This window comes from Pseudomonas sp. UMAB-08 (assembly GCF_900095225.1).
In the GTDB taxonomy this organism is placed as follows: Bacteria; Pseudomonadota; Gammaproteobacteria; order Pseudomonadales; family Pseudomonadaceae; genus Aquipseudomonas.
Genome location: NZ_LT607414.1, coordinates 589919 through 611379, shown reverse-complemented (window position 1 = coordinate 611379; position 21461 = coordinate 589919). Strand labels below are relative to the sequence as shown.

General features: G+C 58.1%; 17 protein-coding genes. 9 read left to right on the top strand and 8 right to left on the bottom strand.

Annotated elements, in window-relative coordinates; genetic code table 11:
* Window positions 1-158: 158 nt before the first annotated feature.
* Together moaB and glp are read left to right on the top strand one after the other, a co-directional pair.
* A complete protein-coding gene (gene moaB / locus K0F75_RS02605; RefSeq protein WP_219060193.1) occupies window positions 159-698 on the top strand; it encodes a molybdenum cofactor biosynthesis protein B in 540 nt (179 codons plus the stop codon).
* Window positions 699-704: 6 nt separating this feature from the next.
* Complete coding sequence (gene glp / locus K0F75_RS02600; RefSeq protein WP_219060192.1) at window positions 705-1919, top strand: gephyrin-like molybdotransferase Glp; 1215 nt, start codon at window positions 705-707, stop codon at window positions 1917-1919.
* A gap of 41 nt (window positions 1920-1960) precedes the next feature.
* Here the strand turns inward: glp and K0F75_RS02595 are convergent, their stop codons facing one another.
* Both K0F75_RS02595 and ccoN read right to left on the bottom strand, forming a co-directional pair.
* On the bottom strand, window positions 1961-2203 hold the full coding sequence (locus tag K0F75_RS02595) for a cbb3-type cytochrome c oxidase subunit 3 (RefSeq protein WP_219060191.1): 243 nt from the start codon (window positions 2201-2203) through the stop codon (window positions 1961-1963).
* 53 nt (window positions 2204-2256) lie between these two features.
* Window positions 2257-3684 (bottom strand): cytochrome-c oxidase, cbb3-type subunit I, encoded by a 1428-nt coding sequence (gene ccoN, locus K0F75_RS02590; protein ID WP_219060190.1) that lies wholly within the window; start codon window positions 3682-3684, stop codon window positions 2257-2259.
* Between the two features lie 268 nt (window positions 3685-3952).
* Between ccoN and K0F75_RS02585 the strand changes: the two genes are divergently transcribed.
* Both K0F75_RS02585 and K0F75_RS02580 read left to right on the top strand, forming a co-directional pair.
* The gene (locus K0F75_RS02585; RefSeq protein WP_219060189.1) at window positions 3953-5629 is read left to right on the top strand and encodes a nitrite/sulfite reductase; all 1677 of its coding nucleotides are present in this window, start codon (window positions 3953-3955) and stop codon (window positions 5627-5629) included.
* Window positions 5626-6135, top strand: a complete 510-nt coding sequence (locus K0F75_RS02580) for a DUF934 domain-containing protein (RefSeq protein ID WP_219060188.1) — start codon at window positions 5626-5628, stop codon at window positions 6133-6135. The genes K0F75_RS02585 and K0F75_RS02580 overlap by 4 nt, the downstream gene beginning before the upstream one ends.
* 529 nt (window positions 6136-6664) lie before the next feature.
* On the opposite strand, the gene K0F75_RS02575 is transcribed toward K0F75_RS02580, so the two are convergent.
* Complete coding sequence (locus K0F75_RS02575) at window positions 6665-8473, bottom strand: monovalent cation:proton antiporter-2 (CPA2) family protein (RefSeq protein ID WP_219060187.1); 1809 nt, start codon at window positions 8471-8473, stop codon at window positions 6665-6667.
* Window positions 8474-8761: 288 nt separating this feature from the next.
* Between K0F75_RS02575 and K0F75_RS02570 the strand changes: the two genes are divergently transcribed.
* The 4 genes from K0F75_RS02570 to K0F75_RS02555 all read left to right on the top strand — a co-directional run bounded on the left by K0F75_RS02570 (window position 8762) and on the right by K0F75_RS02555 (window position 13139).
* A complete protein-coding gene (locus K0F75_RS02570) occupies window positions 8762-8950 on the top strand; it encodes a hypothetical protein (RefSeq protein WP_219060186.1) in 189 nt (62 codons plus the stop codon).
* Between the two features lie 104 nt (window positions 8951-9054).
* Complete coding sequence (locus tag K0F75_RS02565) at window positions 9055-10101, top strand: Ldh family oxidoreductase (RefSeq protein ID WP_219060185.1); 1047 nt, start codon at window positions 9055-9057, stop codon at window positions 10099-10101.
* Between the two features lie 659 nt (window positions 10102-10760).
* The gene (locus K0F75_RS02560; protein ID WP_219060184.1) at window positions 10761-12080 is read left to right on the top strand and encodes an OprD family porin; all 1320 of its coding nucleotides are present in this window, start codon (window positions 10761-10763) and stop codon (window positions 12078-12080) included.
* Between the two features lie 114 nt (window positions 12081-12194).
* The gene (locus K0F75_RS02555) at window positions 12195-13139 is read left to right on the top strand and encodes a LysR family transcriptional regulator (RefSeq protein ID WP_219060183.1); all 945 of its coding nucleotides are present in this window, start codon (window positions 12195-12197) and stop codon (window positions 13137-13139) included.
* On the opposite strand, the gene K0F75_RS02550 is transcribed toward K0F75_RS02555, so the two are convergent.
* Window positions 13130-14446 (bottom strand): leucine-rich repeat-containing protein kinase family protein, encoded by a 1317-nt coding sequence (locus K0F75_RS02550; RefSeq protein WP_306823016.1) that lies wholly within the window; start codon window positions 14444-14446, stop codon window positions 13130-13132. The genes K0F75_RS02555 and K0F75_RS02550 overlap by 10 nt on opposite strands.
* Before the next feature lie 20 nt (window positions 14447-14466).
* Window positions 14467-15024, bottom strand: a complete 558-nt coding sequence (locus tag K0F75_RS02545) for a TetR/AcrR family transcriptional regulator (RefSeq protein WP_219060181.1) — start codon at window positions 15022-15024, stop codon at window positions 14467-14469.
* Between the two features lie 321 nt (window positions 15025-15345).
* Here K0F75_RS02545 and K0F75_RS02540 point away from each other — a divergent pair, with 321 nt between their 5' ends.
* The gene (locus tag K0F75_RS02540; RefSeq protein WP_219060180.1) at window positions 15346-17238 is read left to right on the top strand and encodes a propionyl-CoA synthetase; all 1893 of its coding nucleotides are present in this window, start codon (window positions 15346-15348) and stop codon (window positions 17236-17238) included.
* Window positions 17239-17274: 36 nt separating this feature from the next.
* Here the strand turns inward: K0F75_RS02540 and K0F75_RS02535 are convergent, their stop codons facing one another.
* The 3 genes from K0F75_RS02535 to K0F75_RS02525 form a co-directional block, all read right to left on the bottom strand.
* Window positions 17275-18420 (bottom strand): M14-type cytosolic carboxypeptidase, encoded by a 1146-nt coding sequence (locus K0F75_RS02535; protein ID WP_374028587.1) that lies wholly within the window; start codon window positions 18418-18420, stop codon window positions 17275-17277.
* A 212-nt stretch (window positions 18421-18632) separates the two neighbouring features.
* Complete coding sequence (locus tag K0F75_RS02530) at window positions 18633-20606, bottom strand: acetyl/propionyl/methylcrotonyl-CoA carboxylase subunit alpha (protein WP_219060179.1); 1974 nt, start codon at window positions 20604-20606, stop codon at window positions 18633-18635.
* Window positions 20603-21439, bottom strand: a complete 837-nt coding sequence (locus K0F75_RS02525; RefSeq protein ID WP_219060178.1) for a gamma-carboxygeranoyl-CoA hydratase — start codon at window positions 21437-21439, stop codon at window positions 20603-20605. The genes K0F75_RS02530 and K0F75_RS02525 overlap by 4 nt, the downstream gene beginning before the upstream one ends.
* Between the last annotated feature and the right edge of the window lie 22 nt (window positions 21440-21461).

Sequence of the window (21461 nt, the reverse complement as noted above, 5' to 3'; positions counted from 1 at the left end):
GAATGCTTTGATTACTGAGGTTGAGACGTATACATCATCCGCAAGTTCCATGGACAGTGGTGGCTTGTCGCAATCGCTGACTCAGATCAACGAAGGGCCCGCGAAAAGGGGGCTGTGATATAACAACGGGCTGTTCCCCCTCTCTTTGGATCGAGCCTATGAAAGCGAAGGCTGAAACACCTTTCGTGCCATTGAACATTGCCGTATTGACCGTCAGTGACACCCGTACCTTTGAAACCGATACATCGGGTCAGGTCTTCGTTGACCGCTTGACCACCGCAGGTCATAGCCTGATCGAGCGCGTGCTGCTCAAGGACGATCTGTACAAAATCCGCGCCCAGGTTGCCACCTGGATTGCCGACGATGACGTACAGGTTGTACTGATCACTGGCGGCACAGGCTTTACCGGTCGCGACAGTACACCTGAAGCGGTGACCTGCTTGCTGGACAAACAGGTCGATGGATTTGGTGAGCTGTTCCGGCAAATTTCCGTGGCGGATATCGGCACCTCGACCGTGCAGTCCCGTGCGCTGGCGGGTATGGCCAACGGTACGCTGGTCTGCTGCCTGCCGGGTTCGACCAATGCTTGCCGAACTGGTTGGGACGGAATTCTTGCCGAACAGCTGGACTCGCGTCACCGCCCCTGCAATTTCGTCGCCCACCTCAAGCAGGCCGAGCCCTGCGAAACCCGCGGATGAACTGATATGAGCCACACTGAAGCGCGACCGCTAATGCCGGTCGAGGTGGCGCTGGCGCGCTTGCTGGAGATGGCCGAAGCGACCCCAATCCTCGAGCGTGAACAGGTGGTACTGGCTGCTGCGCAAGGCCGGGTTCTGGCCGAGGGGTTAATTTCAACCCTGGATCTGCCACCCTGGCCTAACAGCGCCATGGACGGTTACGCGTTGCGCCTGGCGGACTGGAGGGGCGAGCCCTTAACGGTCAGCCAACGAATTTTTGCCGGCCAAGCCCCCGAGCCGTTGACTCCCGGCACCTGCGCCCGGATCTTTACTGGCGCACCCGTACCGGCCGGCGCCGATTGCGTTGAAATGCAGGAAAATGCCGACGTACTCGCTGACCAGCGGGTGCGCTTTATTGAGCCGATGCGAGTGGGGCAAAATATCCGTCCGCAGGGCCAGGAAACCACCGTCGGCGAGCAAGTATTGGCCGCGGGTACGCGCATGGGGCCTATTGAGTTGGGCCTTGCAGCGTCTTTAGGCCTGGCCGAGTTGAATGTCGTGCGGCGCGTGCGCGTTGCGGTGTTGTCCACGGGTGACGAGCTGATTGAGCCGGGTCAACCGCTGGGGCCAGGGCAGATTTACAACAGCAATCGGGTGCTGCTATGCAGTTGGTTACAGCGTTTGGGTTGCGAGGTGCACAATGCCGGGATTTTACCGGACGATCTGGAGAAGACCCGCAACACGCTGGGGGCGCTGGGGCACGTCGATTTAATTCTTTCCACCGGTGGTGTCTCGGTGGGCGAGGCAGATTTCCTCGGACATGCCCTGCGCGAGGACGGCGAGTTGTCATTGTGGAAGCTGGCTATCAAGCCTGGAAAGCCGCTGACGTTTGGCCATTTTCGTGGCGTGCCGGTGATTGGTTTGCCGGGCAATCCAGCCTCGACTCTGGTGACCTTCGCATTACTCGCCCGGCCCTATCTGTTGCGCCGTCAGGGCGTCGCCGATGTCGCGCCGCTGCAGTTTCCGGTGCCTGCCGGGTTCACGTGGAACAAGGCCGGAGACCGCCGCGAATATCTGCGCGGGCGATTCGAACAAGGCCGCGCCGTGCTTTACAGCAACCAGAGCTCGGGCGTCCTGCGCAGCGCAGCGTGGGCCGAAGGCCTTATTGAAGTGCGCGAAGGCACCACGGTCGCCGAAGGGGATTGGCTGAACTTCATTCCTTTAAGTGAAGTGCTGGGCTAACGACCGGATTCGTGCGCTGGGCGCGGTTATAAAACAGGCGCTTACATCTCAACGTCGATCCAATCGTTTTGTGTGGGTATTGCGTGTTCGGCGGTGTCCACGCAATGGATGGTTTTACCCGTGGCCTGTTCGACTCGTCGGGCAACGTCCGGGTCATCGGCGAAAGGGATCATGCTGGCTTCGTCGATGCTCCGGGTGTTGCTGTTCTTCAGGCACAGCTGGGTGACCACGAAGAAAAACACCACGGCGGCGATTCCCAGCCACTCGTAACCTGGTTCGATCATCACGTCAGGCCTTATCAGGAGGGCGGGAGTCGCGCTGTACTCCCGCAGGATGGTCAGGCGAATTGCGCTTGCTGGTCGACCAGCGCCGGGTCGGCCGTGCGCACGGTGCGCCACGTGTTGTAGGCCATGAGCAACATGCCGCTCAGGAAAAATACGCCGCCGGTGAAGCGCACGATGAAGCCCGGATGGCTGGCTTGCAACGCTTCAACGAACGAGTAGGTGAGGGTGCCGTCGTCGTTCACTGCCCGCCACATCAGGCCCTGAGTGATGCCGTTGACCCACATTGAGGCGATGTACAGCACGGTGCCGATGGTCGCCAGCCAGAAGTGTGCGTTGATCAAGCCGACGCTGTGCATCTGCTCACGGCCGAAGACTTTCGGGATCATGTGGTACATCGAACCGAAGGTGATCATCGCGACCCAACCCAGCGCTCCGGCGTGCACGTGACCGATGGTCCAGTCGGTGTAGTGGGAGAGGGCGTTGACGGTCTTGATCGCCATCATCGGACCCTCGAAGGTCGACATGCCGTAGAAGGCCAGCGAAACCACCAGAAAGCGTAGGATCGGGTCGCTGCGTAACTTATGCCAGGAGCCTGAGAGGGTCATCATGCCGTTGATCATGCCTCCCCAGCTTGGCGCCAGGAGGATGATCGACATGGCCATGCCCAGCGATTGCGCCCAGTCCGGCAAGGCGGTGTAGTGCAAGTGGTGCGGACCCGCCCAGATGTACAGGGTGATCAGCGCCCAAAAGTGGACGATCGACAGCCGATAGGAATACACCGGCCGTCCGACCTGCTTGGGCACGAAGTAATACATCATCCCGAGAAACCCGGTGGTCAGAAAGAAGCCCACAGCGTTGTGCCCATACCACCACTGCACCATGGCATCGGTAGCGCCGCCATACATAGGGTAGGACTTGAACCAGCCCACCGGGATCGACATGTGGTTGACCACGTGCAATAGGGCGATGACCACGATGAAGGCCCCAAAGAACCAGTTGCCGACATAGATATGTGAGGTCTTGCGTTTGATCACGCTGCCGAAGAAAACGATGGCATAGGCGATCCAGACAATGGTCATCCACACGGCGCCACTGAACTCGATTTCGGCATATTCCTTCGTCGTGGTATAGCCTAGCGGCAGGCTGATCAGCATGATCACAATCACCGATTGCCAGCCCCAGAAGGTAAACGCCGCGAGCTTGTCGGAAAACAACCGCACCTGACATGTACGCTGTACTGCGTAATAGCTCGCAGCGAACTGCGCGCTGCCAGCGAAACCGAAAATCACCAGGCTGGTATGCAAGGGGCGAAGCCGGCCGAACGTGGTCCAGGGCAAGTCCAGATTCATTTGCGGCCAGACCAGTTGCGAGGCGATCCAGACCCCGACGGCCATGCCAATAACGCCCCATACCACGGTCATTACGGCGAATTGCCGGACGACCTTGTAGTTGTAGGCCTGCCCGATTTGTTCTGTGCTCATGGCAGTGTTTCCACCCATCCATTGCTTGCCAGGCCCCTGCGGTCCAGCACGAGGCTGCACTGTAAAAACTCTGAGGCGAACAAAACAGACTCAGAGAAGGCAAAGAAAAGCGGTGCAGACGCGCCGTTTAATGAGCCTCTGATACGGTTTTATTTGCCCGGTCTGACGCTGTTTTGTCGGGGTGCGCTTCGCCATAGTCTCAAGCCTCGGCAGCTGCCTCGACTTTCGAAGAGAGCAGCTAGCACCGATGAGCTTGAGGGGGTGAACGATGTATCAATACGACGAATACGACCGTGCGTTGGTCTTTGAGCGGGTCGCGCAATTTCGCGATCAGGTACAGCGCTTCCAGAGTGGCGACCTGAGCGAAGAAGAGTTTCTGCCGCTGCGTCTGCAGAACGGCCTGTACATGCAAAAGCACGCGTACATGCTGCGTGTGGCCATTCCGTATGGCACCTTGAGCGCCGAACAGATGCGCACGTTGGCCAGCATCGCCCGTGACTATGACCGTGGATACGGGCACTTCACGACTCGACAGAACATGCAGTTCAACTGGATCGAACTGGCGCAGGTGCCGGACATTCTCGAACGGTTGGCCGGTGTCGAGATGCACGCCATCCAGACCTCCGGTAACTGCGTGCGCAACATCACCACCGAAGCCTTTGCCGGGGTTGCTGCCGACGAGCTGCTCGACCCACGCCCGCTGGCCGAGATCCTGCGGCAATGGTCAACCATCAACCCGGAATTCTTGTTTTTGCCGCGCAAGTTCAAAATTGCCATCTGTTCGGCGGAGCAAGATCGGGCGGCGATCCAGATGCACGACATCGGGCTGTATCTGTACCGCGATGAAGCTGGGCGGAGGGTGTTGCGGGTCTTGGTCGGGGGCGGGTTGGGGCGTACGCCGATTCTCGGTCTACAGATTCGTGAGGGTTTGCCCTGGCAGCATTTGCTGTCGTATGTCGAGGCGGTGTTGCGCGTCTATAACCGCTACGGGCGGCGGGACAACAAGTACAAGGCGCGGATCAAGATTTTGGTCAAAGCCTTAGGCATCGAGGCCTTTTCCCGCGAAGTCGAGCAAGAGTGGCAACACATCAAAGATGGCCCGGCGCAGCTGACGGAAGAAGAATTTCAACGCGTCGCTTCAGCCTTTGTGCCCCCGGCTTATGCAAAGCTCTCGGACACAGATCTGGACTTCGGTTCACATCTGGCGCAAAGCCCGGCTTTTGCCCGCTGGGTTTCGCGCAACGTGCAGCAGCATAAAATCCCCGGCTACGTCAGTGCAGTACTCTCGACCAAACCAGGGATCAGCGCACCACCGGGGGACGTGACGACGGAGCAAATGAACGCAGTGGCGGATTGGTCGCAGCGGTTCGGGTTCGGTGAAATTCGCATCGCCCACGAACAGAACATTGTGTTACCGGACGTCCGCAAAGCTGACCTGTATGCACTGTGGAGCCTGGCGTGCGAAAGCGGGCTAGGTACCGCAAATATCGGGTTGTTGACCGACATCATCGCCTGCCCGGGTGGCGATTTTTGTGCGTTGGCCAACGCCAAATCGATCCCGATTGCACAGGCCATTCAACAGCGTTTCGATGATCTGGATTACCTGCACGATCTGGGAGAGATCAGCCTGAATATCTCCGGCTGCATGAATGCGTGCGGCCATCATCACATTGGCAATATCGGCATATTGGGCGTCGATAAAAATGGCAGCGAGTGGTACCAGATCACGCTAGGTGGTTCGCAAGGCAAGGCGGCCGCATTGGGGAAAGTGATTGGGCCTTCCTTTAGCGCCTTACAGGTGCCGGACGTGATCGAAAAGATTGTCTCTACGTTCACCGATTACCGGGAAAGCGACGAGAGCTTCGTGCAGACCCTCAATCGCATCGGTCTGGCGCCCTTCAAGGAGCGCGTCTATCAACGAGAGCCGTCAGAGGCGACGCTGTGAACAATGTGCTGAGGCTTAAAGTCGGGCTGGCGCACATCGCCGACCACGACTCATGGACGTTGGTTCGCGAAGCACAAGGCGATCTGCCAAGTGGGCCATTGCTACTGCCGTTTACGCGTTGGTGGTCGCGTCAGGATCGGGCTGTGCTGGCCGGTGAGCGTTTGAGCCTTGATGGCGTTTGGCTCGGTCCGGATGACGAGGTCGAGACCTTGAAGCCGTTCCTCTCGGTACTGCCCCTGATTGCCGTGGATTTCCCCAGCTTTCGTGATGGTCGAGGTTATAGCCAAGCATATCTGCTGCGCACGCGTCTCGACTGGACGGGCGAACTACGGGCCATTGGCGATGTACTGCGCGATCAGCTCAGCCATATGCGCCAGTGCGGTTTTGACAGTTTTGCGGTGCGCGAAGATAAAACAATCGAAGATGCACTCAAGGGGCTGGCCGGGGTCAGCGTTGCTTATGGCCGCTCAGTGATCGAGCCGCGGCCGTTATTTAGACGGCGTTGATTCAGACGTTCGTTATCGTAATAGGTGGCCTGCGCAGCCTGATTAAATACGCTGTTCTGAATACGGGTGCGCAAGGCTGGAATATTGCCCAGTGGGCCTTTCAGAACAATCAGTGCGTCCCGTAGGGCCATGAGATTTTCCAGGCCAAACGCCTTGGTTGTGTGGGGATCAGCGACAGGTAGCGACAGGTCTATAGCAGTCGCAGTGTTCGGGTTCATATAGATCAGCTCTTATAGTTATTCAGTGAAGGTGGTATTTGTTAGTTACCAAGGGTAATGCTAAAAACGAATTTTTACAGTTTCGGGTGTCAGGGTAAATAGCTTGGCGGGGTGAATATTGCGGAAAATCGTGTAGGGTATTTCTACAGTTTTAAAATTTATGTAGGAAGTTTATATATGGCCGCTGAAACTATCCTAAATATAGATGGGTTTGTCTAACAATCGAGCAAGTCCGAAGAAAGGGCTTCTTCGGACTTGTTCGATGGGGTGTGTTCCAGGTTTGATTAGCTGAGTTGAGTACCTGAATGTCGTCAGTCTTTGGCGGACTCTTCCTCCAGGCGGTCGGCTTCAAACAATTGCTCCAGTTCCGTCCTGGCTTCACGGGCGGTTTGCAGGACCTTGGCGTCATCGTCATACACCAAATGTTGCGCGTTCAGCACTTGCTCATCGTGACGCTTGAAACGACTGACCCGTGCATCGGCCTGAGCCTGACTCAGACCCAGCCCTACCAATGTACGCCTGCTCATCTCCAGACTGGAGTAGAACGTTTCGCGTACTGCCTGAGCACCCACGTCCATCAGCCGATGCACATGTTGACGGTTGCGAGCGCGGGCGATGATCTTTATGTGCGGATAAAGCTTGCGCACCAACTCGGCAGTCTTGATGTTGGTGTCAGGGTCATCGGTGGCAATGATGAAAAACTCTGCCTGATCAACCTTGGCCGCACGCAGAATTTCCGGGCGTAGCGGGTTGCCGTAGAACACCGGCAGATGGCCGGAGCTGCGGGAAAACTCAATGGACTCCACGGCGTTGTCCAATGCCACGAAGGAGATTTTTTGCGCCCGCAGAATCCGCGCAACGATTTGGCCCATGCGTCCCATACCCGCGATGACCACCCTTGGTGAGTCACTGGCGATATCGCGGTACTCGTCCGGCACGATCTGCGGTGTGATTTTGGGTGTGAGCAGTCGCGAAATCAGAAGTAACAACAGCGGCGTCATGGCCATGGACAGGGTGATAGTCAGCACCAGAATGTCGTACAGCCGCGGTTCGAACAGCCCTTGGTCGCGGCCGATCTTGAACACCACGAAGGCAAATTCACCACCCGCTGCCAGCACCACGCCCAAGCGTATGGCGCTGTGCGGGTCCAGGCCGCCGACCAGACGGCCGATGCCAAACAGCAAGGGCAGTTTGATTAGAATAAGCAGCACTGTCAGCCCCAGCACGGTCAGCGGTGCGCTGGCCAGCAGGCCGATATTGGCGCCCATGCCGACGCTGATAAAAAACAGCCCGAGCAGCAATCCTTTGAAGGGCTCGATCTGCGATTCCAGTTCGTGGCGGTATTCGGAGTCAGCCAATAGCAGACCTGCCAGAAACGCCCCCATGGCCATCGATACCCCCACCAGGTCCATCAGCCAGGCTGTGCCGATCACCACCAACAATGCGGTCGCGGTCGAGACCTCCTGTAGGCCGGTCTTGGCGACGATCCGAAATACCGGGCGCAGCAGATAGCGCCCGCCGATCACCACAATAGCGATGCTGCCCACCACCCGTAGACCATGAGTCAGGTGGTCGGAGGTGCTGGCGTTGTGATCCACACCCGCTAGAAACGGCACCATGGCAATCAACGGAATCGCGGCAATGTCCTGAAACAACAAAACGGCGAAGGCCAGCCTTCCATGTGGGCTGTTAAGTTCCTTGCGCTCGGCCAGACTTTGCAGGCCGAAGGCGGTGGACGACAGGGCCAACCCCAGCCCCAGCACCACCGCGCTGTTAAACGACTGATCGAAGGCAAATAGGGCGACGCTGCCGATAGCCATCCCGGTGAGCAGTACTTGGGCTAGTCCAACACCAAACACGGCCTTGCGCATCACCCACAAGCGTCGCGGTGACAGCTCGAGGCCAATGATGAACAGCAGCAGCACCACGCCCAACTCGGAAATATGGCTGACGCTTTGCGGATTGCCGATCAGGCCCAGCACTGAAGGGCCGATGATCACCCCGGCAAACAGATACCCGAGCACTGCGCCTAGTTGCAGGCGCTTGGCCAGGGGTACGGTCAATACTGCGGCCAGCAGAAATACGACTGCGGCCTGCAGCAGATTGCCTTCGTTGGGCATGGTGAACTCCTTGATGTATCGCTGTTCGATCAATGCTAAAGCGCGAGGGCGGAAGCTTGGTGGCAATCGTCTTGAATAGGGCGGCATTAAAACATGGGGTGTTTATCTCATCAGCGTCCATTTTGTTCTGATCAAGGTCACAGGATCGGTGTTGAGGCCTCAATCGGGTAACACGGCGGCCGGTATCGCAGATTTGTATGCCAGGCTGCCGTCTGCGAGTCATCAGCGTTACCATGGGCTCGCATTTGCGCAAAGCAGATGATTTCTACAGGTATTCAGGAAGCCGTAATGACTAACAAACAGCGTTTGACGTATTCGATTCTGATCGCCCTGGTGGTACTGGGGATCATGTTGGGCTTGTCGCACTTGCAGAACATTGGTGTGATCACCGAGAAGACCTTTCAGTACATCGCCATCTCGGTCGCGGTGCTGGTGGTGATCATCAACGGGTTCATGCGGCGCAAGGTCAAGCCCTGATTACACTGTGACGCTCAGGCTGGCTCAATACCTGCTTGAGCCAGCGCGCGGGATCAATGAAGAACGTCATTACCTCCCTCAAAAAAAATATACCGGAGTTTAAAATGTCTGCATCCAGCGATACCGCGGCCCACGTAGAGACGCGAAACATTTCTTTTCCTGAGTTGGTCGAGTTGCTGCGCCAGGTTTTCCTGCGCAACGGCACCTCGCCGGAAGTGGCAAGTGTGTTGGCTGAAAACTGTGCCAGCGCTGAGCGTGACGGTTCCCATAGCCACGGCATTTTCAGAATTCCCGGTTACCTTTCGTCCCTGGCCAGCGGCTGGGTCGACGGCAAAGCAGTGCCAAAAGTCGAGGATGTCGGCGCGGCATTTATCCGGGTTGATGCGGCTAATGGCTTCGCTCAACCGGCATTGGCGGCTGCCAGACCGTTGCTGGTGGAAAAGGCCAAGAGCGCGGGGATCGCCATTCTGGCGATTCGCAGTTCGCACCATTTCGCAGCACTGTGGCCCGATGTCGAGCCGTTCGCTCGTGAGGGGCTGGTGGCGTTGAGCGTGGTCAACAGCATGACGTGCGTGGTGCCCCATGGGGCACAGCGACCGCTGTTCGGCACTAATCCCATTGCATTTGCCGCACCCAGGGCAGGTGGTGACCCGATCGTGTTCGATCTGGCCACCAGTGCTATTGCCAACGGTGACGTGCAGATCGCTGCTCGCAAGGGCGCGATGCTGCCGCCGGGCATGGGTGTGGACCGCGCCGGGCTGCCGACCGAGGATCCCAAGGCGATCCTTGACGGTGGTGCGTTGCTGCCCTTCGGCGGCTATAAGGGCTCAGCCTTGTCGATGATGGTCGAGTTGCTCGCCGCAGGCCTCACGGGCGGTAATTTCTCGTTCGAGTTCGACTGGTCCAAGCATCCCGGTGCGCAGACACCCTGGACGGGCCAGTTGTTTATCGTGATTGATCCGAACAAGGGTTCCGGGCAGAACTTTGCCGAGCGCAGTGAGGAACTGGTCCGGCGGATGCATGACGTCGGTCAGGAGCGCATGCCTGGCGACCGCCGCTACCTGCAGCGCGCCAAGGCGTTGGTCCATGGCATCGATATTCCTGTGGCTGAACTGACTCGGTTGCGGGAGTTGGCCGGGGTACAGGGTTAAACCCTGACCTTACAGCGGTTTTAGACCTGCAGCAGGCTTGCCTGTGGAGGCTCGCGTCAGATACACCGCGCGAGTCCATTCTCAGGCAACTTTGCCACACGCATTGGTTTATGAGCGCTGGATAAAGTCTGGCTCTAGTTACAGTCCTCCGGGACGACGTTTGCCGCAGGGAAAGTTGCATCGGCGACCGTTGATTTCATCTGGAATGGCTATAACTTTTGTAGTCTTGACACGTGGATATGAAGAGCAATTCTTTGTTTCGCCAACCTGTAATTCCTTTACCTGGAGTCAGTGGCTGGAGGGCTACTTTACTTCAAATACGATCCGTTAACGTGTAACGACCGGCCTCTTTCCTTCCCCGATCTGATCTCCCGAGACCCCGGCGATAAAGGGGTGCAGCCCAATCGGCGTGGCGATCACCCCTTATTGTCAGGAACCACGATGTGTCGCTGGCAGGCGTCCGTGAGGAATGAGTTCGCGCAGACATCCTCATAAAAGGCTCCAGGATGTAGAGAGGCTATATTCCAAAAGTAGATAAAAAAATAATAATTCATTCTTGTTAAGAATAAACAAAATCCTTTAAATTGCCGCCACTCAACGCCGCAACCCCTCTAGGACGGGCGTTAGCCTCGCATTAGCACTGCCGATCGGAGACAACGATGTGCAATAAAACTTACCTCACGCTGGTCATGGCTCTGGGTGTCGCACAGCAAGCGCATGCAGCCGGATTCATTGAGGACAGCAAAGCCTCACTTGACCTACGTAACTTTTACTTTAACCAAGACACGCGTAATGCAAAGGCACCTTCTGACCGTGAGTGGGGCCAGGGTTTCATTCTTAATTACCAGTCAGGTTTCACTCAGGGACCGATAGGGGTTGGTTTGGATGTGCTGGGTTTGTATGGCCTGCGGTTAGACGCCGCAGGACGTGCGGGTAAAAAGGGAGAGGATCACACCCCGGGAAGTGTATTTCCTTTGGACAGCAACGGAGAAGCGGTTAATGATTACGGCCGGCTGGGGGCAACCGCCAAGTTTCGTGTGTCCCAGACTCAGTTAAAGGTCGGCACGTTGCTCCCGAAACTGCCTGTTTTGACGTATAACGATGGGCGCTTATTGCCGGAAACCTTTGAGGGCTGGCAAGTCGAATCAAAAGAGTTTGAACATTTAAATTTTACCGTGGGCGATATAAGGCAGGTGGCTGATCGCAACTCCTCAAATACCCAGGGGATGTCGATTGCGGGCGCAAATAACCCGGACACGGGGAAATTCAGTAATCAGTTCTATTACGGTGGGGTCGATTATCAAGCCACTCAGCAATTGCAACTGCAATACTACTATGGCGGCTTGAAAGATTTTTATCAGCAACACTTTTTGGGATTGGTTCACCAATGGCAACTGCCCGTCGGTCAGCTGAAAACAGACTTGCGTTATTTCTATAGCACCTCAGACGGTGAAAATGCCAGCGCTTCAGGCCGTGATCAAGGTTATGTCAGTGCGGGTTATTATGGTCAAGGTATTGGCAAGGGCGAAGTAGACAACCGCTTGTGGAGCAGCCTGTTCACGTATAGCCTGCAAGGCCATTCCATCAGCGTTGGCTATCAGCAAACGAGCGGGCGTAGTGACTTCCCTCATATTAACCAGGACCAGGGTCGCTCTCCTTACTTGATCACCAATTCGCAGGTTCTGCGCTTCGTCAATGCAGGCGAAGACACGTCAATGGCCGCGTATGCCTACGACTTTTCGACCCTCGGCTTACCGGGCTTAAAGACAAGTTACACCTACTGGAACGGTCAGCATATTCAAGCGCTCAACAAGCAAAATAGCGAATGGGAGCATGACTTCCGCATCGACTATGTGATCCCTCAAGGCAGCCTCAAGGGGCTGGGCTTTACGTGGCGCAGTGCGGTGCTTCGAGGCAACGATGCAAGCGACAAAGATGAAAACCGCTTTATTGTCAGCTACAGCATTCCTCTTATATAAGGCATCGTCCTCGGCTTCAACGCCGCCTTGTCCAGCCACTTCGACAGAACAAGGCGGGCTCATGCTAAATTCGCAGGACTGTTCAAAAAACGCCAACAATTGACGAGGGCCGCGATGGATCAGGTCAAGGCGATGAAAATCTTCGTGCGTATCTATGAGCGCAGCAGCTTTACATTGGCTGCCGAAGACTTGACCCTGCCGCGTGCCACGCTCACTCACAGCCTCAACCAACTGGAAGCCTGGCTTGGCACGCGCTTGCTGGAGCGCAGCACGCGTAGGGTCAAACCTACCCTTGACGGGGAGGCCTACTACGCGCGATGCATCCATTTACTGGCGGAACTGGAAGATGCCGAGCATGCGTTCCGCAGCGTCGCGCCCAAAGGCATGCTGCGGATCAACCTGCACGGCACGTTGGCACGGTACTTCGTGGTGCCAGCCTTGCCGGGCTTCATGGCACGTTACCCTGATATTCAACTGACCCTGAGCGAAGCTGATCGATTGGTGGACCTGGTTCAGGAGGGTGTGGATTGCGTGGTGCGGGCCGGCAACCTCAGCGATTCGTCGTTGATCGGACGTCGTATCGCGATGCTGGAGCAGGTGACCTGTGCAAGCCCGGCGTACCTGCGCAAATACGGGGTGCCGAAACAGGTGAGGGACCTTGCGACTCACACGGGCGTGAACTATGTCTCCAGAACCACCGGCAAACCTTACCCCTTCGAGTTTATGGTTGACGGGCAATGCCAGGAGGTCCGGCTCGAGGGTCGCGTCGCGGTGTTTGGCGCCGAAATCTACGCCGCGTCGGCGGTTGCCGGCATTGGCATCATCCAGGTGCCGCGCTATCGGGTTGCTCAGCAACTGTCCGAAGACGTGTTGCGTGAAGTTTTACCCCAGTGCCCGCCGCCACCTATGCCCGTGTCGGTCCTGTATCCGCACAACCGCCACATGTCCCCGCGAGTTCGGGTGTTCGTCGATTGGGTGAGCGAGTGTTTTGCCGAGATGGAGCGGGGCTCGCTCGGCATGGGTATGACCCGTGACGCTGTGCAGCAGCTTCAGGGGTGAATGCACTGCACCGTGTCACAGGCCCGCAACTCGCCATGAACCTGCGCAAACGACGGCCTTGCCAGTACGTCGGGATGCGTGCATCGGCTTTTCAGGTCGAGTAGCCACTCGGCAGGTGCTGGATCGCAACGCGCCAGCAATTCACCCAGCAGGATCCCGAAAGCCCTGACTTCAACGCGTTCCAGTGCCTGCGCTTGAGCGGTGTTGGCTGTCGGATAAAACGACGCTGCGCCGAAATCGCCGAGCAGGCAATCGCCGTCCTCGTCCCACAAGATATTGTGCCCGTACAGGTCGCCGTGGCAGATACCGCCTGCATGCAGATGCTCAGCAACCGAGGCGATGCCGCAGGCCAGGCGCAGGGCGACGCTCAGGGAAAACCGGGTGCCTGAGGCGTAGATGTCGCGGGTGCAGGACTCCAGGCTGGGCGGGCCAGCGAGGTTGCTGAAGCTGGGGGCGATCAATTGCATCACCAGACCAACCTGTGCCTGTGGGTGTTCAGCGATCTGCCCCTGGACTTCGATCAGCTGTGGGTGAACCCCCGCAGCAATGCAGGCAGACATTTCGTTGAGCGGGGAGCCGTCACTGGTGATGCTGCCCTTGTAGAGCTTGATTGCCACAGGCGTGGACTGGTTCTCCTGACGTTGCCACAGGGCTTGTTGAATCACCCCGGAAGCGCCTTCGCCCAGTTGCTGCTGTACCTGCAGATGCTCCCACGGGATCTGGCGGATGGGCGTTTCAGCGGGGCTTACGGCCAGCGGGTTTCCGGCGTAGGCCAGCCAGGCAAGTGCAGGCAGTTTCAACAACCAGTCGGGTAATTCAGTCAGGCGATTGGCGGCAATACGCACCAGCTCAAGTTGCTCGCAGGCCGCCAGACTCTCAGGTAACTGCTGCAAGCGATTGCCCGCCAGCATCAATTTTTGCAAGGCACTGCAGGCGCCGAGTGCGTCGGGCAGGGCCTCAATGCAGTTGTCCGTCAGGATAAGCCAGCGCAACAAGGGCGGCAGCGCCTGAGCTGGAACGTCGCGGATCTGATTGGCCTTGAACCCGACGATTTGCAGCTGCAGGCACTGACCTATACTGGCCGGCAGCTCGGTGAACCTGTTTTCCGAGCAGAACAACACGCGCAGGTGCTTCAGGCGGTACAGATCTTCCGGCAGGCGGCTCAATTCATTGCCTGTCAGATTGAGCACCTCCAGCGAGTCCGCTAGGTCGAAAATCTCCACAGGAAACTCGGTCAGCCCGCAGGACAGATCAAGCCGGGTGATGCCCGCAAGTTTTCCAGCGCGCAGACGCTCAAGGGTGTGAATTTGATTGTCGATCGTCATCATCAATCCTGCCGCGCGAGGCAGATGTCGATCAATTGGTGCATGCGTTCCAGGCTTGGCGGCGCTTCGGCGTAGAGGATGCGATACACCATTGGCGCAACGATGGCGTCCATCAATTCTTCGGCCGGTGGAGCCGTTTCACCACGGGCAAGCGCGCGCTGAATGATGATTTGTAATTGGTCACGAGCGATGGCGGAGCATTTTCCAGAGCAGGTTGCCGCGCTGCTGGCCACGACGTCACGCATCAGTTCCCGACCCGGGGCTGAACTCATTTCGTCCAGGTACTGCTCGGTCCACGTTTGCAGGTCTTCGCGCAGGTTGCCGCAATTGACCGGGATGTCCGGACGCAAACGCTCGACCGCTGCGTCTGCAAGCAGCGTGGTCAGGTCACCCCAGCGCCGGTAAATGGTTGAGGGCGTGACACCGGCACGGGCAGCAATCAGTGGGACACTGAGCATCGAACGGTCGTGTTCGAGCAGCAGGTCACGGATGGCCGTGTGGATTGATTGTTGAACACGGGCGCTGCGGCCTCCCGTGCGAATACCTTCTTTAATAGCCATACGGCAGACCTGACACACATAATTTTCTTTGAGCGGGATCGCGTTGCGCACTCGCAAAAGCTAATTTTTAACTTTAGTGGTGTGCTTTATTGGAGAGTGTACTCATGTCCCATCCTTTGCAGTACCCGCACTCGACAGTTCGTCGCACCGATGCCGGCGCTGCCGGATGTGTGGGTCCTGCGTTCGGCCAATGCCTGCGTCCTGTCACAGGGCCGCGTGGCCTACAAAAGTCGTAGCTGTTTTTCGCTGTGCATCTGCTACGTTCATAGATGTAGGCCCTTTCTCGTTAAGCCCTCAATAAGAACAATCACAGGGATGCCGATGAACCAGCAACAGAAGAACTATCAGCAGCATTACGACTATTCTATCGCCGATCCCGAGACTTTCTGGGCGCTACAGGCGCGCAACGTGGCTTGGTATCAGGCACCTCGACAGACTCTGCAAACCCTGGCTGACGGCACGCATCGCTGGTTCGCCGACGGTCAGCTCAATAGCAGCTACCTGGCGCTCGACTTTCAGATCGAGCAGGGCCGTGGCGAACAGACGGCACTGATCTATGATTCGCCCGTCAGCCACAGCAAGGTGCGCTACAGCTATAACGAACTGCGTGACGAAGTGGCGCGGTTGGCGGGTTTGCTCCGCCAATTGGGCGTGGGGAAGGGCGACGGCGTAATCATCTATATGCCGATGGTTCCCCAGGCGGCCATGGCGATGCTGGCCTGCGCCCGACTCGGCGCAATCCACTCCGTGGTGTTCGGCGGTTTTGCAGCCCATGAACTGGCGCTGCGCATCGACGATTCCAAACCCAAACTGCTGCTGACGGCTTCGTGCGGGCTGGAGTTCGACCGGGTCATTGAATACAAACCCTTGGTGGACAAAGCCCTGGAACTGGCGCGCCATCAGCCGAGCCATGTTCTGGTGCTGCAACGCCCGCAGGTTCAGGCACAGTTGCAGAAGGGCCGCGACCTGGACTGGAACGCAGCCTTGGTCGGTGTGCAACCGGTCGATCCGGTGCCCGTCGCCAGCACCGACCCGCTGTACATCATGTATACCTCGGGCACCACCGGCCGACCCAAAGGCATCGTTCGCGAAAACGGCGGCAACGCAGTCGCGCTGATCTTCACCATGAGCCATATCTACGGGATGCAACCGGGCGATGTCTGGTGGGGCATCTCCGATGTTGGCTGGGTGGTAGGCCACACCCTGATCGTCTACGGACCGCTGATGTGCGGTTGCACCACTGTCCTGTATGAGGGCAAGCCGATCCGTACGCCGGACGCCGGTGCGTATTGGCGGGTGATCGAAGAATATAAGGTCAACGCCTTGTTCTGTGCCCCGACTGCCATGCGCGCGATTCGCAAGGAAGATCCTGACGGCGAGTTGATCAAGAACCGCGACCTGAGTTCGCTGCGACAGTTGTTTTTGGCAGGGGAAAAGCTCGACTCCAGCACGCACCACTGGCTGGAACAGTTGACTGGCAAGCCGGTACTCGATCATTGGTGGCAGACTGAAACCGGTTGGCCGGTGACTGCGCCGTGCGTCGGTCTTGAAGGCCACAGCCCGGCACCCGGTTCAAGCAATCGCGCCGTGCCGGGTTATAACGTCAAGGTGGTGGATGAGGAGGGCCGATTGCTCGCGCCGGGTCAGCAAGGCTCTATCGTCATCGCCTTGCCATTGCCACCTGGGTGCAGCCAGACGCTATGGAATGACCATACACGCTACCTGGAAGCTTACCTGCAGACCTTTCCCGGCTATTACCACACGGGTGATGGGGGGTATGTGGACGAAAATGGTTTCGTGTACATCATGGGCCGCACGGATGATGTGATTAACGTCGCGGGTCATAGGCTGTCTACCGGGGAGATGGAGGACGTGGTCAGCCAGCATCCCGCCGTGGCCGAGTGTGCGGTGATCGGCGTGCATGACGAAATCAAGGGTCAGGTGCCGCTGGGCATGATCGTGCTCAAGGACGGCGTCAGCGAAAGTGTCGAGCAGTTGCGCAGCGAAATGGTGGCACTGGTGCGCGAGAGAATCGGCGCACTGGCGTGTTTGCAGCGAGTGGTCGTGGTCAAGCGCCTGCCCAAAACCCGCTCCGGCAAAATACTGCGCGGTGTTTTACGAAAAATCGCCGACGGCGAGGACTTCACTCCGCCGTCGACGATTGATGATCCGGCTATTCTCGGGGAGATTGCTGCTGCGTTGAAAGCAACATAAACCCCAAGAACAGGCTTGCCTGAAGGGGCCGTCGACTCAGCGCAGGACCGAGACCATTTCCGACACGGTGGTCAGGACATCTTTGGCCAGGTGTTTCGAGCGCTTGCCTGACCAACCGGTGACGAGGTCAGGCGCGTCATCGTTGTCCTTGAACGGCATCTCCAGGGTCAGTGCCAGGCACTTATAACGTTCACCGACGCTGTTGCAGGCCAGGTTCATGTTGGCTTGGCCGGGGCTGCTGCGCGGGTAGCCGTAGCGGGTCTGGAAATCCTGGGTGATTTCGCTCAAGCGGCGACGGAAGTGTTCTTCCAGTTGCTGCTGTTGCGGGGTGTAGCCGGGATTGCCTTCACACGCGGCGGCAAAGACGTAGGGAATTTCTTCATCGCCGTGGATATCGAGGAACAGGTCGACGCCGTATTTCTCCATCTGCTGCTGGACGAAAAACACTTCAGGGCTCAGTTCCCGACTGGAATCCTGCCAGGCCCGATTCAGGTCTTTGCCCTTGGCGTTGGTGCGCAGATGACCGTGGAATGAGCCGTCAGGGTTCATGTGCGGCACCAGATACAGATCGGCGGCAGCCAGCAGTTGCGTCATGACAGGGTCGTCTTTTTCCTGCAAACGCTCGATCAGGCCTTCCATGAACCATTCGGCCATGTGTTCGCCCGGGTGTTGCTGGGCGATGATCCAGACCTTGCGTTTGCCGACAGCACCGTCACCTTTGCGCAACAGTTGGATGTCGCGACCTTCGACGCTTTTGCCGATGGCGATCAGCTCGGTGCCGGCTTTGTTGATGGCCTGCTCGATCAGCCAGTCATGACGCGTGCGGCTATAGGGCTCGAAGTAGGCGAAATACACCTGAGACTCGGTCGGCACAAGGCTGAAGTTCAGGGCCGCGCCGTCGAATGTTGTTGGCACACGAAACCAGTGTTCATGATCGTAAGAGGCCACTGCCTGATAACCGCTCCAGGCGCGGTTGTAGCTGGATTGGCTGGCGTTGGTCAGGCTGAAGGCATGGCTTTGGCCCACGTGCAGGTGTTCGGCCTTGAAGTGAAACCATTGCAGATGGGGGCTTTGAGTGTCGGGACGGATCGCCAGTCTTACGTTAGAAGGGTTGCTGGCGTCGAGTACTTCAATATTGCCGCTGTCGAAATCAGCGCTGATTTTGAGAGGGGTCTGAGTCACGGTTATGTCCTGTACGGCGGTACCAATTCGTGCCGGTACTGTACACCCATCAGAAAGAAACCAAAAAAAAGACCCGGCAAAAAGCCGGGTCAAAAACCGTGATTAGCCTGATGAGGAGATAATCCGGAAGCCGACCTAAGGCTTCTGGGTTATCGGGTTGATCTTGCGATCAACGGCGCCAATAATAACAATTATCATTCGCATGTCAAAGTTTATTTTGCTTCATCCAATTCCACCAGTGCCGCGCCTTCGCTGACCATCTCGCCTTCGACGCAATACAGCGCCTTGACTATTCCAGCATGGGGGGCGCGGATACTGTGTTCCATCTTCATGGCCTCCAGCACCACCAACTGCGCTCCCGCGTCGACGGTTTGACCGACTTCGACCAGCACTCGCACGATGCTGCCGTTCATTGGCGCGGTCAGACCGCCCTGATGGCTGTGGCTGGCCTCAACCTCTGCAATCGGATCGAGGCGTTTGATCGTGTGCAGCTCGCCTTGCCAATGCAGATACAGGGTGTCGCCCCGGCGGATCGCCAAGTGCTGACGGCGCACGCCATCGTGTTCGATCAGCAGTTGCTCGCCCCGTAGCTCAGCCAGCGAGGCGCTGCTGTTGCGCAGCTGGATCACTTGCTTCTGGCCATTGCAGCTCAAGTGCAGGTCGATTTCTGTCGGCAGCCCGGCACGCAGACCGTTGTGGCTGGCCCAAGGTGAATGAAGGTCGTCCTGACGAATAGAGGCTGGCTGGCTTTGGCTGAAGGCCTCGCCAGCGGCTTGCCAGAACGCTGCCGATAACTCTCCGGCGGGTGGCAGCAACTGTTCCTGATAACGTGGAATAAACCCGGTATCGAGCTCCGCCGCTGCGAACGCAGGATGAGCGACGATGCGGCGCAAGAACGCCAGGTTGGTTTTCAGCCCACCGATGGCGAACTCATCAAGCATGGCCAGCAAACGCAGACGTGCCTGCTCGCGGTTCTCACCCCAGGCGATCAGTTTGCCGAGCATCGGGTCGTAGAAGGGCGACACGCTGTCGCCCTCGGCTACGCCGCTGTCCACGCGTCGACCGGGGCCCGCAGCGGGTTCGCGGTAGATGTCCAGTGTGCCGGTCGCCGGCAAGAAATCGTTGGCGGGGTCTTCGGCGTACAGCCGCACTTCGATGGCATGCCCGATCAGCGGCACCTGCGCTTGAGTGATCGGCAGCGCCTCGCCCTGGGCTACGCGAATCTGCCAGGCCACCAGGTCCAGCCCGGTGATCGCTTCGGTGACCGGGTGTTCAACTTGCAGGCGAGTGTTCATCTCCATAAAGAAGAATTCGCCGCGAGAGTCCAGCAGAAACTCCACCGTGCCTGCGCCGACATAACCAATGGCTTGAGCGGCACGCACCGCCGATTCACCCATGGCGCGGCGCAGCTCTGGGCTCAGACCTGGAGCAGGGGCTTCTTCAACGACTTTTTGATGGCGGCGCTGGATCGAGCAATCGCGCTCATTAAGGTACAGGCAGTTGCCGTGCTGATCGGCAAACACCTGGATTTCGACGTGACGCGGCTTGAGCAGGTATTTCTCCACCAGCATCCGCGAGTCACCGAACGATGACTGTGCTTCACGCTGGGCCGAGGCCAGGGCTTCGGCCATTTCACTGACCTGTTCCACCACCTTCATGCCTTTGCCACCGCCGCCTGCCGTGGCTTTGAGCAATACCGGGTACCCGATGCGCTCAGCGGCGGCGCTGAAGGTTGCGACGTCTTGTGCTTCGCCGTGATAACCCGGCACCAGAGGCACGCCCGCGTCTTCCATCAGGGCCTTGGCAGCGGATTTACTGCCCATGGCGTCGATGGCAGAGGCGGGTGGCCCGAGGAAAATCAATCCAGCGTTTTCGATGGCGCGGGCAAACCCTGCGTTTTCAGACAAAAAGCCATAACCGGGATGGATCGCCTGAGCGCCGCTGGCCTTGGCCGCAGCGATCAATTTGTCGATCAGCAAATAGCTGTCGGCCGCCTTGCTCCCGCCCAGATCGACACGAATGTCGGCTTCGCGGCTGTGTCGTGCATCGCGATCAGTGGCGCTGTGCACGGCAACGGTGGTCAGTCCAAGCGCCTTGGCGGTGCGCATGATGCGGCAGGCAATTTCGCCCCGGTTGGCGACCAGAATGCGGGTCAGCAGGGGTGTAGGGGTCTGCGAGGCGCTCATGGGCGCGGCTCCTTTTTATGGGATTGAGCGGCGTCAGCCTGTTCGGACTGCCAGGCCGGTGCGCGTTTTTCCAGAAAGGCGCGCAAGCCTTCCTGGCCTTCAGGGCTGACGCGGATACGGGCAATGGCGTTTTCGCAATAACGACGCAGGGCAGGGGTCAGTGCGCCGTTACCTACTTCACGCAGCAGGTCTTTACTCGCACGCATTGCTTGCGGGCTGTTGAGCAGCAGATTGTCGATCCACTGATCGATCTGCTGCTCGAACTCGGCGGCAGGGTAACACTCGGCAAGCAGGCCGATTTCACGTGCGCGCACACCACTGAAACGTTCGGCAGTCAGGGCGTAACGACGTGCCGCACGCTCACCGATGGCTTGCACCACGAAGGGGCTGATCACCGCCGGGGCCAGGCCAATGCGCACTTCCGACAGGCAGAACTGCGCATCGTCGGTACCGATGGCCATGTCACAGCAACTGATCAGACCCAATGCGCCGCCATAGGCCGCGCCTTGCACGACCGCCAAGGTCGGGATCTTCAATTTGGCCAGGTTGTACATCAGCTCGGCCAGCTCGCGGGCATCGTCGAGGTTGGTGTTGTAATCCAGGTTCGCCGATTGCTGCATCCAGGCCAGGTCGGCCCCTGCACTGAAGTGCTTGCCCCGGCCACGGATCACCATGAAGCGCAGGCGAGTGTCGGCTTGCACATCATCCAGGGCGATAATCAGCTCGCGAATCATCTGGGCATTGAAAGCGTTGTTCTTGTCCGCGCGGTTCAGCCAGAGCGTGGCGAAGCCCCGAGGATCGGTGTGCAATTCAACCGTGTGGAAATCAGTCATGTTCACTCCGTTGGCGCGGCCC

Coding starts and splice junctions, on each gene's coding strand:
- moaB (WP_219060193.1), top strand. CDS start 159: ATGAAAGCGAAGGCTGAAACACCTTTCGTGCCATTGAACATTGCCGTA.
- glp (WP_219060192.1), top strand. CDS start 705: ATGAGCCACACTGAAGCGCGACCGCTAATGCCGGTCGAGGTGGCGCTG.
- K0F75_RS02595 (WP_219060191.1), bottom strand. CDS start 2,203: ATGATCGAACCAGGTTACGAGTGGCTGGGAATCGCCGCCGTGGTGTTT.
- ccoN (WP_219060190.1), bottom strand. CDS start 3,684: ATGAGCACAGAACAAATCGGGCAGGCCTACAACTACAAGGTCGTCCGG.
- K0F75_RS02585 (WP_219060189.1), top strand. CDS start 3,953: ATGTATCAATACGACGAATACGACCGTGCGTTGGTCTTTGAGCGGGTC.
- K0F75_RS02575 (WP_219060187.1), bottom strand. CDS start 8,473: ATGCCCAACGAAGGCAATCTGCTGCAGGCCGCAGTCGTATTTCTGCTG.
- K0F75_RS02570 (WP_219060186.1), top strand. CDS start 8,762: ATGACTAACAAACAGCGTTTGACGTATTCGATTCTGATCGCCCTGGTG.
- K0F75_RS02565 (WP_219060185.1), top strand. CDS start 9,055: ATGTCTGCATCCAGCGATACCGCGGCCCACGTAGAGACGCGAAACATT.
- K0F75_RS02560 (WP_219060184.1), top strand. CDS start 10,761: ATGTGCAATAAAACTTACCTCACGCTGGTCATGGCTCTGGGTGTCGCA.
- K0F75_RS02555 (WP_219060183.1), top strand. CDS start 12,195: ATGGATCAGGTCAAGGCGATGAAAATCTTCGTGCGTATCTATGAGCGC.
- K0F75_RS02545 (WP_219060181.1), bottom strand. CDS start 15,024: ATGGCTATTAAAGAAGGTATTCGCACGGGAGGCCGCAGCGCCCGTGTT.
- K0F75_RS02540 (WP_219060180.1), top strand. CDS start 15,346: ATGAACCAGCAACAGAAGAACTATCAGCAGCATTACGACTATTCTATC.
- K0F75_RS02530 (WP_219060179.1), bottom strand. CDS start 20,606: ATGAGCGCCTCGCAGACCCCTACACCCCTGCTGACCCGCATTCTGGTC.
- K0F75_RS02525 (WP_219060178.1), bottom strand. CDS start 21,439: ATGACTGATTTCCACACGGTTGAATTGCACACCGATCCTCGGGGCTTC.